Below are 15,622 nucleotides of genomic sequence, written 5' to 3'. Positions count from 1 at the left end.
ACGCCCAGAACACTCGCAGAATGTGCCGTCGTTCGACAGTGACGGGCCCACGACGGACTTGGTGAAAACAGGTCCACCCGGGGTATGAAAAAGACACGTATGGCCGGTGACAGTGACACTGGCCGCGCGGCGTTGTCGACTTCAAAATTGGCCTCCCGACTTCAAATACGCACTCCACGGGAGTTCAGATGACCACGCTCGACACGCAGAACGTGATCACCCTCTTAGCCACCCTCGGCGTCGACGCCCGTCCGACCGACCGTTCCGTGCAGATCGACAGGTTCGAGCAGTGGGTGGACGACGACCGCACCTCGATGACCATGGGCTCGACGATGTGCCTCACCTCGCGGTCCCTTGCCGAGGCTCTCGTCTGATGACTGGCGATGGCACGAGTGAGCCGCTGGTCTCCTTCAAGCGGCATCTTCGTGCCGAAGTCGCCGAGGGTCACGGCGTCTACCTGTTCTCGGAGGACGGAGTCACCGTCCTCAAAGGATCGACAGTCGCCTCGGTCGCGTCCCTTATGGACGGAACCAGGAACCTCGCGGACGTGCTCGGCGGCCTGCCCGCCGATGTCACGCCGCAAGAGGCGGGCAGCGTCCTGGCCCGCCTGTCACAGGCAGGCCTGCTCACCGTGCGCCGTGAGCAGGAACCTGCCGACACCCGCACGCTCGCCTACTGGGACGCCGCGGGCCTCGACGCCGCGGCCGCCGTGTCCGCCACCGCGCGCGACACCGTGCGGCTGCGCGTCGTCGGCAACCTCGACATCGCCGCCGCTGTGTCCGCGCTCAATGGCGCGGGCCTGTGTGTGGCTGACGAACCCGACACCTGCGCGCTGACCGTCGTCGTGTGCGACGACTATCTGAACCCGATCTTGGCCCGCATCGACGCCGAGCACCGTCAGTCCGGGGTGCCATGGCTGCTGGCCAAGCCCGGCGGCACCAAGACGTGGCTGGGGCCGGTGTTCGAGCCGGCCGCGGCGGGCTGCTGGCACTGCCTGGCCGACCGGCTGCGCAAGCACCGCAACGCCGAGCTGTGCGTGCAGGACGCGCTGGGCCGCAAGGGCCCCGCGATCAGCCCCGCCGCGTCCACCCCCGCCACCGCGGCGCTGGCCATGCACCTGGTCGCCGCCGAGGCGCTCAAATGGGTCTCGGGGCTGCGGTACCCGGGCCAGCGCACCGTGTGGACACTCGACACCCTCGATCTGCGCGGAACCCACCACGACGTCCCCGTCTACCCACAGTGCCCGGCTTGCGGCGACCCGGCACTGATCCGTGACCGGTCGAACAGGCCGATCGAGCTGTCCTCGCGCGGCAAGGTCTCCGACGGCGGCGGCGGCCACCGCAGCCTGACCCCGGAACAGATGCGCGACCGCTACTGCCACCTGATCAGCCCGGTCACCGGCATCGTCAAGGAGATCAAGCGCGACCGCCGCGGCCCAGCCTTCTTCAACTCGTTCCGCTCCGGGGCCAACGTCGCCACCCGCGCCCGCCACGTCGACACACTGCGCGCCACCCTGCGGATGACCAACGGCGGCAAGGGGATCACCGAGGTGGCCGCCGAGGTCAGTGCCCTGTGCGAGGCGGTCGAGCGGTACTCCGGCTCCTTCCACGGCGACGAGGAGCGGGTACGCGGCAGCCTGCGGTCGCTCGGCGAGCTCGCCATCCATCCCAACGCCTGCCAGCTCTATGACGAGCGCCAGTTCCGCGATCGGCACGCCTGGAACGCCGGGCACGGGGCGTTCCAGTACGTCCCCCCGCCGTTCGACCCCGACGCCGTGATCGACTGGACGCCGGTGTGGTCGCTGACCGAGCGGCGCCACCGCCTGCTGCCCACCAGCCTGCTCTACTTCGGCGCCCCCGACAGCGGCCCGATCATGGCCGACTCCAACGGCAACGCCGCGGGCAGCAGCCTGGAGGACGCGACCCTGCAGGGTCTACTGGAGCTGATAGAGCGCGACGCGGTGGCGATCTGGTGGCACAACCGCACCCGCCAGCCCGGCGTGGACCTGGCCGCGTTCGACGACCGCTGGGTCGCCGAGCTGCGCCGCGTGCACGCCAAGATCGGCCGCGAGGTGTGGGCCCTGGACCTGACCTCGGACCTGGGCGTGCCCACGATGGTCGCGCTGTCGCGGCGGGTCGACCAGGCCGAGGAGGACATCATGTTCGGCTTCGGCGCCCACCTCGACCCACGCATCGCGCTGCGCCGGGCGCTGACCGAGCTGAACCAGATGATGCCCGCGGTGATCGAGACCCGCGGCGACGGGAAACACCAGTGCGACGACCCGGACGCGGTGCACTGGTGGCGGACCGCGACCGTGGCGAACCAGCCTTACCTGCGGCCCAACGTGTCGGTGCGGCCGACCGTGCCGCAGGACCACCACTACACCTTGTCGACCGATTTGCTCGATGACATCACCGCGCTGACCGGCCGGATCGAGGCGCGCGGGATGTCGGTGCTCGTCCTGGACCAGACCCGGCCTGACGTGGGCCTGCCCGTGGTCAAGGTGATCGTTCCCGGCCTGCGGCACTTCTGGTCCCGGTTCGCTCCTGGGCGGCTCTACGACGTGCCGGTCCGGATGGGTCGGCTGCCCGCGCCTACCCGGTTCGAGGACCTCAACCCCCTGCCCATGTTCCTTTGAGTGTTCGACGTTTCATCCGTTCAAGGAGTGCCACGTGCCCATCGAGCCCGGCGGCCGGTCCGAACCTCGGATCCGGCTGTGGTCGCTGCGAGAAGACGTTCTCGTCGAAGGCGACCCGCAAGACGATCGACTGGTCGTGGTGACCCGCTGGGGTGAGACCAAGATCGAGGGCGCGGACGAGATGGTGTGGGAGTCGCTGCGGCGGATGAGCCTGGGCCCGGTGTCGCTGGACAACGTGCTCGGCCCGCGCGGCGGCTCCCCGGAGGACATCGCCCGGCTGCGCGACGTGCTCTACCGGCTGGCGGGCTCAGTGGTGCACTCGCTTGGCACCCGCAGTGGGGAAGGGCCGATGCTGTCGGCGGTCCCCGTGGCGCGCACCGCGCGGTTCGTCTTCGCCGAGGTCGACCCGGCCCGCCCGGTGCGGCTGTCGCGGTTCGCCGCGATCCGCACCAACGACGGGGACCTGGTGCTCGAATCGCCGCTGGCCGACTACCGGGTGGTGCTGCACCGGCGGATCGCCTCGCGGGTGGTCGTCGGGCTCAACGCGGCCACGTCGGTCAGCGACCTCGCCGCGGCGCTGGACTTCGAGCATTCCCTGGTCGGCGACGTGGTCTCGTTCCTGGCGGCGACCAGGATCGTGCTGCTCGGCGAGTGGGCCGACGGCGCCGCGGCCCGGGTGCCGAGGTTCGTCGAGGACACCGACCCGAGCCTGGTCAGCTGGTCCCACCACGACCTGCTGTTCCACGCCCGCACCAGGCTCGGCCGCTACGGCGGGCTGTCGGGCATGGTGTTCCCGACCGCGCAGGCGGTCCCGCCGCCCGCGCTGGTCAAGCGCCTGGAAGGGGGCCGCCGGTTTCGGCTGCACCAGCCCGACCTGGCCGAGCTGGACACCAGCGACCCGTCGCTCACCGAGGTCATCGAGAACACCCGGCTGTGTCAGGAGCTGTCCGACCGGCCAGTGACGGCCAAACAGGTCGGCGAACTGCTGTTCCGGGCCGCCCGGATCCGATCGGTGTCACGCGCGTCGGCGGGCGGGTCGGTGACCTACGAGGTGTCGGACCGGCCCTATCTGAGCGTCAACGGGCTCTACGAGCTGGAGATCTACCTCCTGCTGCACCGCTGCGCGGACCTGCCAAGGGCGATTTATCACTTCGACCCGCAGGCACACGAGCTGACCATGGTCAACGACGCTGACGGCGAGCTCGACGAGGTACTCGACTACGCCATGATCGGGAGTGGAACATCGCGGTGGCCGCCGGCGATGATCACGGTGACGGCGCGAGCGGCGCGGTCGTCGTGGATGTACGGGGGCATCGCGTACTCGCTCACGCTCACCCATGTCGGCGCACTGCAGCAGACCTTGTGCCTCGCGGCCACCGCGATGGGCCTAGCGGCCTGCGTGCCCGCGATCGATCCGGGGGACGTCGTGGACGCGGCGTTGCGTCTGGACTGGCCCGCGGAGATCGGGGTGGGGGAGTTCGTCTTCGGCCACCGGAGCGAATCCCGGGGTGCCGACGGCGGCACCCCTATAATCCGGCAGTAGCGGCGCCGCTACCGATGGTCAGATCGGACGGGGGTTGGATGACTCCAACTCAGCGAGGGGGAAACATGCAGTCGGTCTCCGGTCGCGGCAAGTTAGCCAGGCGTCCAGGTGACACTCCCGGCGCCGACCTGCCGAGGAGCGATTTCCTGGACGGTGGCGACGACTCCGCGCGCGTGCCCCAGTTGGCTCCGGTTCTCGCTCGAGTGATCGTCGCCACCGTGTTCTTCGGAATCTGCCTGTTCGCGTTCCTGTCGGTGGTCGTCACCCAGAAGGCTCTCTGGCCGTCGTTGCAGGCCGCGGTCTATTTGCTGATCTTGCTGATGCTGCAGGTGGTCTACTTCTCCCGACCAGGCGCCCCGCTTCGCTTGCCGCTGACGTACGCGGTCGTGGCTGTTCAGGTGTATCTGGCCTTCATCCCGATGGAGCAGTTCGGCGAGTCCTGGGTGTCGATGCCCGCGTTGTTGGCAGGCACGGTACTGCTGGTGCTGCCGCCCGCGCTCGGGGTGGCCGCCGCCGTGTCCATTCTGTTCATCATCTGCCGCACCGAGTATCTGCTGACCGGGTCCCTGCTCGACGCCGTCTACACCACCCTCGGCAGCCTTGGAGCCACGCTCGAGGTCTTCGGGTTGACGCGGCTCGCGGGTCTGATCACCAGTCTGCACGAGGCACGGTCTGAACTGGGTCGGGCCGCGGTGGCCAAGGAACGCACTCGGTTCGCCCGCGACCTGCATGACCTGCTCGGGTTGAGCCTGGCGACGATCGGCCCGAAGAGCGCGCAGGCCCGCCGCATGCTCGACACGGACCCAGACCGGGCGCGCGCGGAGTTGGCCGAGATCATCAGGGTGTCTCGACACGCGCTGGCCGATGTGCGCCTGATCGCCAGCGGATACCGCGAGATGTCGCTGCACGATGAGTCCCGCGCGGTCGAGTCGCTGCTCGCCGCGTCGAACGTGGATGTGCGGATGGAGCTCAACCACAGCGAGTTGCCCGCGAACATCCGGTCTGTGGTGGTCGCTGTCCTGCGAGCAGGCGTGGCCAACGTTCTTGACCACACCAGCGTCGCGCGGTGCGAGATCGCCATGCGCCAAGCCGGGCGTACCGTGACCCTCGACATCCTCAGCGACGGCGTGTCCGGCCGCTGCGAGATCGCTCCTGGGGAGGGCGAAGGCTTCGACGTCCTCACCGAGCGGGTCAGCGCGCTCGGCGGTGAGCTGACGGTGGGGCCTGACCCTGACGGCCGGTTCGGTCTGCACCTGGTCATCCCGGTGACCACGGACGACGTCGACCTGAAGGTGGAGTCCGACGAGATCGAGCAAGTTCCCCGGATGGCCACGCTGCTGGCCACCGGCCTGATGAACACCGTGTTCGCGCTCTTCTTCATCGCGGCGATGCTGCACTTGGCTCTCATCACCCGCGCGCCCGAAGTGCTCACCGTCAGCGCGGTGTGTGTGGCCGGACTGGTGGCGCTGCAGCTGTTCTATGTCAGCAAGCCCGGCGCGCGGTTCACCACAGTGAAGAAGTACGCGGTGATCGCGGTCCAGGCGGTGCTCGTCTATCTGCCGTATGCCCTGTTCCCACATGCCTGGGTGAGCGCGCCGGGGCTGCTCGCGGGGACCATGCTGTTCCTGCTGCGGCCCGCGCTGGGCTGGGTCGGGTTCGTCGCGGTCGTGGTGAGCGTGCCGATCGCCCAGCAGGGGTTCGAGGGTGAGTTGGTCGGCATCGTCTTCAACGTGGGCGCGACGGTCATCACCGGTTTCGTCACCTATGGGCTCACCTGGATGGCCCGGGCGGTGTCGGAACTTCGCGCGGCCCGCCGGGAGTTGGCGGAGGCGGCCGTGGCGGAGGAACGGATGCGCTTCGCCCGCGACCTGCATGATCTGCTGGGCCTGAGCTTGTCGGCGATCACCCTGAAGACCGAGCTGACCCAGCGGCTGATGAAGGTCGACCCGGCGCGCGCCCGCACGGAGCTGATGGAGATCGTCGGGATCTCGCGGCTGGCGCTGGCCGACGTCCGTTTGGTTGCCAGCGGCTACCGGGACCTGTCGCTCAACGAGGAGTCGCGCTCGGCGGAGTCGGTGCTCGCCGCCGCGGACGTCGACGTGCGGATGGACCTGCATTACGGTGAATTACCGGTGGAGGTCCGCACCGTGCTCGCGACGGTGCTGCGGGAGGGGGTCACCAACGTGTTGCGGCACAGCAAGGGCGCGCGCTGCGAGATCAGTGTGCGCCAGCACGAGAACATGGTCGTGCTGGAGATCGTCAACGACGGGGTGGGCGAGGCGGAGACCGGCGCGGGCAGCGGCAACGGCATCCGCAACCTGTCCGACCGGGTCGCCATGGTCGGCGGGAAGCTGACCGCGGGGCTTGACTCCGATGGCAGTTTCCGCCTGCGCGCGCTGGTGCCCGCCTAGTGCGGCGAACCGGAAGTTCGGCGCCCGCATGGCGGCTCTGGCGCCGAACCCTCGCTTTGGGCCACTAGCGTGCGTTCCTGGGGGGAGTTTCGGGCGGACTCCGGTCCGCTGCTCGCGCCCTCGCTGGCGCGCGCGATCGTCGCCACCGTGTTCTTCGGTCTGTGTCTGGTCGCGTTCTTGCAGGTGGTCGACTCGACGGTGGGGCACTGGCCGACAGTCGCCGCGGGCGGGGTGCTGCTGGTCCTGCTGGCGTTGCAGGTGGGCTACTTCTCGCGCCCCGGTGTGGCACTGAGCTCGTCGCTGAGCCATCTGCTGCTGATCGCGCAGGCCGTGCTCGTCTTCTTGCCGCAGCAGGAGTTCGGCCAGGCGTGGGCGGCGCTGCCCAGCCTGTTGGCCGGAACCGTGCTGCTGGTCCTGCCGTCCGCGGCGGCGGGCGCGGTGTTCACCGTGATCATCGCCGTCATCGCGGCCAACCAGGAGTCGCTCACCCACTCGACGCTCGACGTCGCCTACATCGTCGTCGGCAGCGTCGGCGCTGCGTTGCACGTCTTCGGCCTGACCAGGCTCGCCGGCCTGATCACCGACCTGCACGAGGCCCGCACGGAGCTGGGCCGGTTCGCGGTGGCCGAGGAGCGCAGCCGCTTCGCCCGCGACCTGCACGACCTGCTCGGTCTCAGCCTCGCCGCGATTGGTCCTAAGGGGACAGTGGCGCGGGCGGTCATGGCCGCCGACCCGGACCGGGCGCGGGCCGAGCTGGGGGAGATCCTGACCGTGGCCCGGCACGCGCTGGCCGACGTGCGGCTGATCTCCAGCGGCTACCGCGAGGTGTCGCTGCGCGAGGAGACCCGCTCGGTCGAATCGCTGCTCGCGGCGTCGAACGTCGACGTGCGGATGGAACTCAACCACGGCGAACTGCCACCCCGGCTGCGGTCGGTTCTGGCAGCGGTCCTGCGCGTCGGGGTGGCCAACGTGCTGCACCACACTGATGTCGCCCGCTGTGACATCACGCTGCGCCAGGCCGGTCAGACGGTGACCCTCGACATCGTCGACGACGGCGTGTCCGGCCGCTGCCATCCCGAGTTCGTGGCACCCGACGGGCTCGCGGTGGTGACCGATCAGGTCGCCGCCCTGGGTGGGCGGCTGGTGGCGGGACCGGACCCCGACGGCCGGTTCGGGCTGCACCTGACCATCCCGGTGGCCAGGGAGCGCGCACCCAGGGCAGACGAGCCGATCCCGCGCTACGCGACCTGGCTGGCCACGGGACTGATGAACGTGGTCTTCGTCGGCTTCCTCTGCGCGGCGATGCTGCATCTGCTCTACCAGACCCACGATCCCGAGGTGCTGGTGTTCAGCGGGATCTGCCTGGCCGGGCTGGTGTCGACGCAGCTGTTCCTGGTCAGCAAGCCGGGGGCGCGGCCGACCGAGCCGCAGGCTTACCTGGTGGTCGCCGGGCAGGCGGTGCTCGTCTATCTGCCGCTCGCGGTGTTCCCGCACGCGTGGGCCAGCGTGCCGGGCCTGCTCGCCGGCACGATCCTGCTGGTCCTGCGCGCGCCGGTGGCCGTGCCCGCGCTCGTCGCGGTGGCCGCGACCGTGACGTGGACCCAGGGCGGGTCGGCGCTGCCGGGCGTCGTGATCACCGCGCTCGTCACCTACGGGCTGACCTGGATGGCGCGAACCGTGTCGGATCTGCGCACGGCGCGTCGCGAACTGGCGGCGGCCGCGGTGGCGCGTGAGCGGTTGCGCTTTGGGCGGGACCTGCATGATCTGCTGGGGTTGAGTTTGTCGGCCATCACCTTGAAGGCGGAGCTGGCGTACCGGGCGATGCGGGCGGACCCGGCGCGGTCCGCGGCCGAGGTCGCCGAGATCGAGGAGATCGCCCGGCTCGCGTTGGCCGACGTCCGGCTGGTGGCCGGGGGCTATCGGGACCTGTCGCTGAGTGAGGAGTCTCGGGCCGCTGAGGCGGTACTGGCGGCCGCCGACGTGGACGTGCGGATGGATCTGCGCTACGGGGAACTGCCCGCGTCGGTGCTCACCGTCCTGGCGACCGTACTGCGCGAGGGCGTCACGAACGTCCTGCGTCACAGCCGAGGCGCCCGCTGCGAGATCTCCGTGCGCAGGGTGGGGGAACTGGTGGAGTTGGAGATCGTCAATGACGGAGCGATCCCCGACAGCGCCGCCCCGGGCGGCGGCAACGGAATCCGCAACCTGTCAGATCGAGTCCGCGCGGTCGACGGCGAACTCGTGGCGCGCGACGAGGGGAACGGAGTCTTCCGGCTGACGGTGCGGGTGCCCGCCCAGCCATGACATCTGTTTGTGCCAGTGGCAAACGACTGTGGGGCAGTGGGTCAGAGCCAGCCTGACTCGGTGGCGATGCGGATGGCGTCGACGCGGTTGCGGGCGTTGAGTTTGGTGACGATGGTCGTCAGGTAGTTCCGCACTGTTCCGGCGGAGAGGTACAGGCGGGCGGCGATGTCGACGGCGTTGGCGCCGCCCGCTGCCATTTGCAGGACCTCGATCTCGCGGCCGGTGAGGGGGCAGTCCGCGCCGTCCCAGGCGGCCAGGGCGAGGTCGCCGTCGACGACTCGTCTGCCTGCGGCGACGCCGCGGATGGCGTTGGCGAGTTTGTCGGCGGGGGCGTCCTTGAGGATGAAGCCGCCGACCTTGGCCGCCAACGCGCGGCGTAATGTGCCCGGTCTGCCCAGGCTCGTCAGGATGAGGGTGCGGCACTCGGGAAGATGCTCGTGCAGCTCGGTGGCCGCGGTGAGGCCGTCCTTGCCGGGCAGGTCGATGTCGATGACCGCCACATCGGCTTGCGACTTGCGCGCGGTGGACAGGATGTCGTCGCCGGAGGCGACCTCGGCGACGACGTCGACGTCGCGTTCCAGGTTCAGCAGGGCCACCAGGGCGCCGCGGACCATGTGCATGTCTTCAGCAATCAACACTCTGATCACTTCACGCACCCTTCGCCCGCCCGACCCATGTTGTTTGTACCACCTTCCACGTGTCTGATTTACGCCCGTCTGGACGCCGGTAATTGTCAACTGGTACCTGCTAATGGGGGTAGGGGTTCCACATTACCTGGTGTGGCCAGGTGTTTTGGCGAGTTCGGCGACTCGGCGGGCGGCGGCGAGACTCGCCCAGGAAGTCAGATCGACCAGTTCCGCGTCGGAAAGCGCCGCTTCGTCCACGACAGACGGTTCGACCTGGTAAGCCGCGATGGCGGTGAGCAGGGCGAGCACGCCCGCGGCGCGGTCGGGCTCGGGCAGGACCGAGACGGCGTCGCGGACCCAGACGCGGCTGATGCCCTTGGGTTTGCCGTCCCACGCCGCGAGTTCGGCGGCGACCAGGTCGCGGACCGACGGCGGGACCGAGCGGCGGCCTGCCTCGTCGATCACGGCGTAGGCGCGGGCGAAGGCGTCGGCGATCGTCGGGTTGCCATCGGCCCACCACAGGTCCGGGCCGATCGGTGCGCGCGCCAGCAGGTCGAGCGCGCGGCCCGGTTCGTGGTCGGCGCTCGCCGAGGACTTCATGACCCGGCCGAGGAACTTGCCCGCGCGGCCGCGCGCGCTCTCCGGCACGTTCGGCGGCAGCGGCGAGCCGGGGAGGAAGACGTTGACCACGCGGTTGAGGTAGTGGAAGGTGATGGCCACGCCCATGACCTCGGCGGTCGGTGTGGGCACCGGGCCGCCCGCGCCGCTGTCGCGTGACCACTCGGCCAGCGCGCGCACGTCGTCGTCCTCGATCTCGTTGAGGCGGGACACGGCCAAGGCGGCGGCCTCGGGGCCGTCGGTCAGCCCGCCGAGAGTGGCGCTGTGCACCTCGACGCAGTAGGGGCACTCGTTGCCGACCGACACCCCGGCCGCGACGATCTCCCTGGTCGCCCGGTCGATCGCGCCCCTGGCCAGCAGCGACTCGCGCAGCATCGCCCACACCGCGGCCATCACGTCGGGGGCGGGGGAGTGCAGGGCGATGGGCGGGGCGAGCATGCCGAACTCGCGCTCGACCTGGCCGTACACCTCGGCGACGAGGTCGCGGGCGCGGCGCGGACGGACCGGGATGACGTACTGGATCTGGTTCAACGCCGTGCGCAGCGCTGTACGGATCAACAGACCACTCATCCGGCCACCTCACAAGTTCGGTGGCTCCACTCGCGAAGACACTGTGACGATGATTCGCTCGCAAGCTCGCTCATCCGGCCACCTCACAAGTTCGGTGGCTCCACTCGCGAAGACACTGTGACGATGATTCGCTCGCAAGCTCGCTCATCCGGCCACCTCACAAGTTCGGTGGCTCCACTCGCGAAGGCACTGTGACGATGATTCGCTCGCAAGCTCGCTCATGGACGCGTTCCTTCCCCATGCAGGAGTATCCAGGTCAAACCTACGGGGCAGGCGCCGCTTGGTGATCTTGCATCGTGCTCTGTTTGTCAAGTCCACTGTGGACTAGAAGGCGGCCGCGACGGTCGCTTGGGCGGCCGCGGCGAGCAGCGCGACGGCCAGCGCCCCGGCCGCCGGGAACACGATGAAACGAACCATTCGGGCGGGATTGCCCAGCAAGGGCAGCCAGGCCAGCCCGGCCAAGCCCAGGATCACTCCACTGTGGAGCAACGCGGTCTGCTCACCCGCGGCCGTCCAGGCCCTGGTGAACGCGATGGCCGCCCCGATCGAGCCCGCCGCCAGCACGAACGGCGCGGCGCGGGTCACATATGGGGTCAGCGGGCGCGACACCGGGGCGATCGCGTGGAAGGCGGGGAACACCCCGGCGAGGAAAGCGAAGAACGCGACCTGGTTGGGCAGGCCCAGCTTGCCCGAGAGCATCAGCTCCAACACCACGGCCACCGCCGCACTGGCACACACGAACGCCGCCGTGCGCCTGCTCGGCACGCCGAGGAATCCGCGCAGCAGCGCGAAGCCCGCCACGGCGGGGACCGCGTAGAGCAACGCGATCCGCAGCGTGAGCGGGCCTAGGGAGATCGGGACGGTGATCGTGTGCTCGTGCTGGGCCTGAGCCGGAACCGCCGTCGTGACCAGGAAGAAGACCGTGGCGGCGGGGATGGTGAGCCGCCGCGGAAGGCGGCCCACCATCTCGCTTAGCCGACGAGGACCGGCCCGGCGCACGAGCACTTCATCTCGGCGCGCTCCTCGGGGCGAGGGCGCATGTGCAGGATCATCGCCACGACCATCGGGACGAAGACGACGAAGTTGTAGAACAGGTGCAGCTCAACGCGCGGGGCGATGAGCTGGACGATGCTGGTCGGCTTGGCCTCGCCGAGCAGGTTGCTGCCCGCCAGCGCCTGGATCAGCAGCAGCAGGTGCTCGAAGTGGTGCCAGACCTGGATCCACATCGATGCGACCCACCACTTGCGCGCCCGGCCGGTGAAGCCGTGGCGCAGGATGACCAGACCGGTCAGCATGATGATCGCGTAGCCGTAGTGCATCCACTCGGAGCTGACCAGCCACGGGAACCAGAGCCCGAGTACGCCGCCCGCCTTGGGCCGCGCCCAGTCCAGGACGTAGATCTGAATGGCCTGGACGATGTGCTCGGCCCAGTGGGCGAGCACGATGAACAGGAAACCCATCAGGGCGGCCTTGTGGTACTTCCCATTGAGCGCGGCGATCAGGCCACCCTGCTTGCCCGCGCTCACTTGCGTCGTCATCACGCCCACCTCTCGTCGCGATGTGCGGTCCGCCCGGCACGGCGACCCGCGGTGATCTTGGCGTCACGCGGCGCGTCCATGCAAGGATTGGGAGCGCCTATAGGCCAACAGGGCGAGTTCACGCACCTGTTCGGCGTCCGGTCCACCCTCGGCCGCGATGTGTTCGAGCAACCTTGCCTTTCGGGCATACCAGTCAGCCACTTCCTGCGTGCCTGCTTTCGGCCCCGGCATGTCCAGCATCAGCTTGGTCATCTCTTCGAGCACACTCATGTCCCGCCACCACCGTCGTCTCAGCCCGCCCCGGCCGCCCGCGGGTCGCGGGCGGCGGGGCGGCCGTCCTGCGCACCGACGAGGCGTTCCGCCCGTTCTGGGAGGACCCGCGGCGGGTCCCGGCGAAGGTGCGCACAGCCGAGGACGGCGTCCCGCTCAGGCGCTCAGCGGTACGGTCCCCGGCCGCAGCAACGGCTTGGTCGTCGCCGGGTCCGGCAGCGACCCGTCGTAGCCGACCTTGATCCCGCGCGCCCGCGCGGCGGCGACGATGCCGGGCATCGCCCGCTCGGCCAGCGCGGAGATCGTGAGCGCGGGGTTGACCGTGAGCGCGGCGGGCACCGCCGAACCGTCGGTCACGAAGATGCCAGGGTGTCCGCGCAGCTCATGGCGGTCGTCGAGCGCCGAGGTCGCCGGGTCGTCGCCGATACGGCACGACGACAGCGGGTGCACGGTGTACGCGCCGACGAGGTCGTTGGTCCACGGCAGCACCGTGGCGATGCCGTCGCGTTCGAGGATGTCGCGGACGTCGGCGTCGGCGGCCGCCCACGCCCCGAGCGTGTTGGGCGTCGGGTCGTAGCTCAGCGGTCCGCGGCCCAGCATCTGCTGGGAGATGCGGTAGGCGTTGCCGGTGGGCGGCGGCGGGCCGAAGACGCCCTCGTTGTCGTCCTCGACGATCTGGAAGATCGTCAGCCACGACTGCCAGCGGCGCAGCATCTCCTTCTTCGCCGGACCCAGCCAGGTCGGGCCGTCCTCACCGTGCGCCTGGGCCAGGATCGTGCCGAGGCCGGGCGGGAAGTACAGCTGCTCAAGGGAGTAGCGCCGGTACTCCGGCAGCGACCCGTCGAGCCGGTCCCAGCTGGCGATCACCGGGCCCTTGCCGATCTGGTTGGCCGCGTAGGCGCGGCCGTCGCCGCGGTCGAGGCCGAGCACGTCGCGGGCGCGGTCCTCGTTGATGATCGCGGTGTTGAGGCGCTCGCCGTTGCCGGAGAAGTAGCGGCCGACCGCGTGCGGCATCGGGCCGAGTTCGGCCTCCGACCGCTGCAGGATGACCGGGGTCGCGCCTGCGCCCGCCGCCAGGATGACGATCTTGGCTTCGATGGCGCCGCCGCCGGTGGTGATCCGGTAGTCCTCGTCGTCGACGTGCAGGTAGTGCACCCGGTAGCCGCCGTCGTCGAGCCGCTCCAGCCGCTGGACCTCGTGCAGCGGGCGGATCTCCGCGCCCGCGGCCGCCGCGCCGGGCAGGTAGTTGAACAGCAGCGACTTCTTGGCGTCGAACTTGCAGCCCGCCATCATCCAGTTGCAGTTGGTGCACTTGCCGTTGTCGATGCCCACCGGCACCGGGTTGGCCGTGCGGCCCGCGTTGTCGCACGCCGCGGCCCACAGACCGCCCGCGTAGCTGATGTCGTCCCAGGTCTGCTGCTGCACCGGGATCGCCGAGGACACCCGGTCGTACCACGGGTCGAGCGTGTCGCGGCTGATCGCGGCGGGCCACATGCGGCGGCCGATGCTGCCCTGCCGCTCGAAGACGAACCGCGGCGCGCGGGGCAGGGCGGCGAAGTAGACCACGCTGCCGCCGCCGACGCAGTTGCCGCTCAGGATGCTCATCCCGTCGCCCGCGACGAAGTCGAAGGCCCGGGTGTAGCTCTTGCCGAGCAGGTAGTCGTGGTCGAAGTCCTCGGCCTGCAGCCACGGGCCGCGTTCGAGGATGGTGACCTTCGCCCCGCCGGTGGCCAGGTGGTAGGCGGCGATGGCGCCGCCGAACCCGCTGCCGACGATCAGGACATCGGTGGTCTCGGTGGTCACGCCGGGCTCCCAGTGGCAGTCGTGTCGGGGTGCGGCTTGGCGAACTGCCTGCCGTAGGAGTAGTCCTTGAACCGCCACAGGCCGTCCTTCTGCGGCAGCTCGAACCCGATGGTGAGCAGGCCGGGGTGGCCTTCGGCGATCGCGTCGTGGGTACTGATGTGCGCGGCGCTGTCGAAGGCCATGTTGCAGAACAGGGCCAGCAGCACCCAACCCGACTTCTCCGGGTGACCGGGGGTGGTCAGGATTCGGATGAGCGCGACCCGGTCGTCGAACTCCAGCGCCACGAACGGCGGAACCGTGTCGTCGAGGGTGATCCCCTTGTCGGCGGCATAGTTCGTGGCGTGGCCGTTGAGCATCCCGACCAGCGACTCCAGCCCGGCGGTGATCCCGGTCGCGGGGTGGTGCAGCATCTCCAGGGCGCCGGACTGCACGGCACCGCCGCCGGTCGAGACACCGGCGATGGCACGGTCGTCGGGGCTGCGCTTCTCGCCAGGCACGATCGTGTCCGCGAACGCTTCCAACGTGATCGTTTTGACCTGTTCGTCTGAGGTGCCCGAGTGCACGGCGGTGTCCTCCCTCGGCTGCGGTAGACGTTTATCGTCTTGCTGAGAGGGTCATTGCCGCATCTCCCGCCATGCCAATCTTTTCTTGCTGTATAAGGAAAATCCGCAGTCAGGAAGGTGTCTCCCGTCAGTTTTGGCGCCACAGTCGGCATTTGGAGGGAGACTTGTTGTGCGGATGCGCGAACTCTGTGCCGAGGCGGGCCTGTCGGTGGCGACGGTCAAGTTCTACCTGCGCGAGGGCTTGCTGCCGCCGGGGGAGCGCACCGGCCCGAACCAGGCCGACTACGACGAGAGCCACGTGCGCAGGCTGCGGCTCATCCGCTCGCTGGCCGGCATCGGCGGCCTGTCGATCGCCGCGATCCGCGACGTGCTCGCCGACTCCGCCCACGACCTGCTCAAGGCCGGGCGCGGCAAACTGGACGTGACCGATGAGGAACGCGCGTGGGCGCTGGACCGGATCTCCGCCATGGCCGAATCCCGCGGCTGGGACCTGCGCGGCGCGGACACCGCCGTGTCCGCCCTGGTCGGCGTCCTGTGCGCGTTCCGGCGGCTGGGCCACTGCGAGCTGCTCGACCACGTCGACAGCTACGCCGAACTCGCCGAGGCGATCGCCCGCCTCGACCGGACCGCCGACGCCGAGACCTCCCCGGCGGGCACGGTCCTGGGCGACATCCTCCTGGTCGCCCTGCGCAGGCTGGCCCGACGACGCGGCTGAGACCGCCGCGCCGCCGAACCCCC

Annotated in this window: 13 protein-coding genes; 6 read left to right on the top strand and 7 right to left on the bottom strand. The window is 69.8% G+C overall.

Annotated elements, in window-relative coordinates:
• Positions 1-188: 188 nt before the first annotated feature.
• The 5 genes from BN1701_RS11755 (at position 189) to BN1701_RS11735 (ending at position 8,896) form a co-directional block, all read left to right on the top strand.
• Positions 189-374, top strand: coding sequence for a hypothetical protein (locus tag BN1701_RS11755; protein WP_054048252.1), 186 nt, complete (start codon positions 189-191; stop codon positions 372-374).
• A complete protein-coding gene (locus BN1701_RS11750) occupies positions 374-2,638 on the top strand; it encodes a TOMM precursor leader peptide-binding protein (RefSeq protein WP_054048250.1) in 2,265 nt (754 codons plus the stop codon). Before BN1701_RS11755 ends, BN1701_RS11750 begins: the two co-directional genes overlap by 1 nt.
• A gap of 34 nt (positions 2,639-2,672) precedes the next feature.
• Positions 2,673-4,181, top strand: coding sequence for a SagB family peptide dehydrogenase (locus BN1701_RS11745; protein WP_054048248.1), 1,509 nt, complete (start codon positions 2,673-2,675; stop codon positions 4,179-4,181).
• A gap of 218 nt (positions 4,182-4,399) precedes the next feature.
• Positions 4,400-6,592: a sensor histidine kinase gene (locus BN1701_RS11740; RefSeq protein WP_172803232.1), complete on the top strand. Its 2,193-nt coding sequence runs from the start codon at positions 4,400-4,402 to the stop codon at positions 6,590-6,592.
• A gap of 69 nt (positions 6,593-6,661) precedes the next feature.
• Entirely contained in the window at positions 6,662-8,896 is a 2,235-nt protein-coding gene (locus tag BN1701_RS11735; RefSeq protein WP_054048245.1) for a sensor histidine kinase, read from the top strand.
• Positions 8,897-8,937: 41 nt separating this feature from the next.
• On the opposite strand, the gene BN1701_RS11730 is transcribed toward BN1701_RS11735, so the two are convergent.
• The 7 genes from BN1701_RS11730 to BN1701_RS11700 all read right to left on the bottom strand — a co-directional run bounded on the left by BN1701_RS11730 (position 8,938) and on the right by BN1701_RS11700 (position 14,884).
• Positions 8,938-9,543: a DNA-binding response regulator gene (locus tag BN1701_RS11730; RefSeq protein ID WP_054048243.1), complete on the bottom strand. Its 606-nt coding sequence runs from the start codon at positions 9,541-9,543 to the stop codon at positions 8,938-8,940.
• 123 nt (positions 9,544-9,666) lie between these two features.
• Complete coding sequence (locus tag BN1701_RS11725; protein WP_054048241.1) at positions 9,667-10,710, bottom strand: carboxymuconolactone decarboxylase family protein; 1,044 nt, start codon at positions 10,708-10,710, stop codon at positions 9,667-9,669.
• A 324-nt stretch (positions 10,711-11,034) separates the two neighbouring features.
• The gene (locus tag BN1701_RS11720; protein WP_054048239.1) at positions 11,035-11,676 is read right to left on the bottom strand and encodes a DUF6239 family natural product biosynthesis protein; all 642 of its coding nucleotides are present in this window, start codon (positions 11,674-11,676) and stop codon (positions 11,035-11,037) included.
• A 5-nt stretch (positions 11,677-11,681) separates the two neighbouring features.
• On the bottom strand, positions 11,682-12,248 hold the full coding sequence (locus tag BN1701_RS11715; protein ID WP_054055793.1) for a hypothetical protein: 567 nt from the start codon (positions 12,246-12,248) through the stop codon (positions 11,682-11,684).
• Positions 12,249-12,311: 63 nt separating this feature from the next.
• On the bottom strand, positions 12,312-12,518 hold the full coding sequence (locus tag BN1701_RS11710) for a hypothetical protein (RefSeq protein WP_054048237.1): 207 nt from the start codon (positions 12,516-12,518) through the stop codon (positions 12,312-12,314).
• Between the two features lie 156 nt (positions 12,519-12,674).
• A complete protein-coding gene (locus BN1701_RS11705) occupies positions 12,675-14,321 on the bottom strand; it encodes a GMC family oxidoreductase N-terminal domain-containing protein (protein ID WP_054048235.1) in 1,647 nt (548 codons plus the stop codon).
• Positions 14,318-14,884, bottom strand: coding sequence for a DUF5987 family protein (locus BN1701_RS11700; protein WP_054048233.1), 567 nt, complete (start codon positions 14,882-14,884; stop codon positions 14,318-14,320). Before BN1701_RS11700 ends, BN1701_RS11705 begins: the two co-directional genes overlap by 4 nt.
• Before the next feature lie 175 nt (positions 14,885-15,059).
• Here BN1701_RS11700 and BN1701_RS11695 point away from each other — a divergent pair, with 175 nt between their 5' ends.
• Positions 15,060-15,599 (top strand): MerR family transcriptional regulator, encoded by a 540-nt coding sequence (locus BN1701_RS11695; protein WP_067520656.1) that lies wholly within the window; start codon positions 15,060-15,062, stop codon positions 15,597-15,599.
• Positions 15,600-15,622: the final 23 nt, after the last annotated feature.

It is taken from the genome of Alloactinosynnema sp. L-07 (genome assembly GCF_900070365.1).
Lineage (GTDB): Bacteria > Actinomycetota > Actinomycetes > Mycobacteriales > Pseudonocardiaceae > Actinokineospora.
The sequence above is the reverse complement of the archived record's forward strand: the minus strand, read 5'-3'. Positions and strand labels throughout refer to the sequence as shown.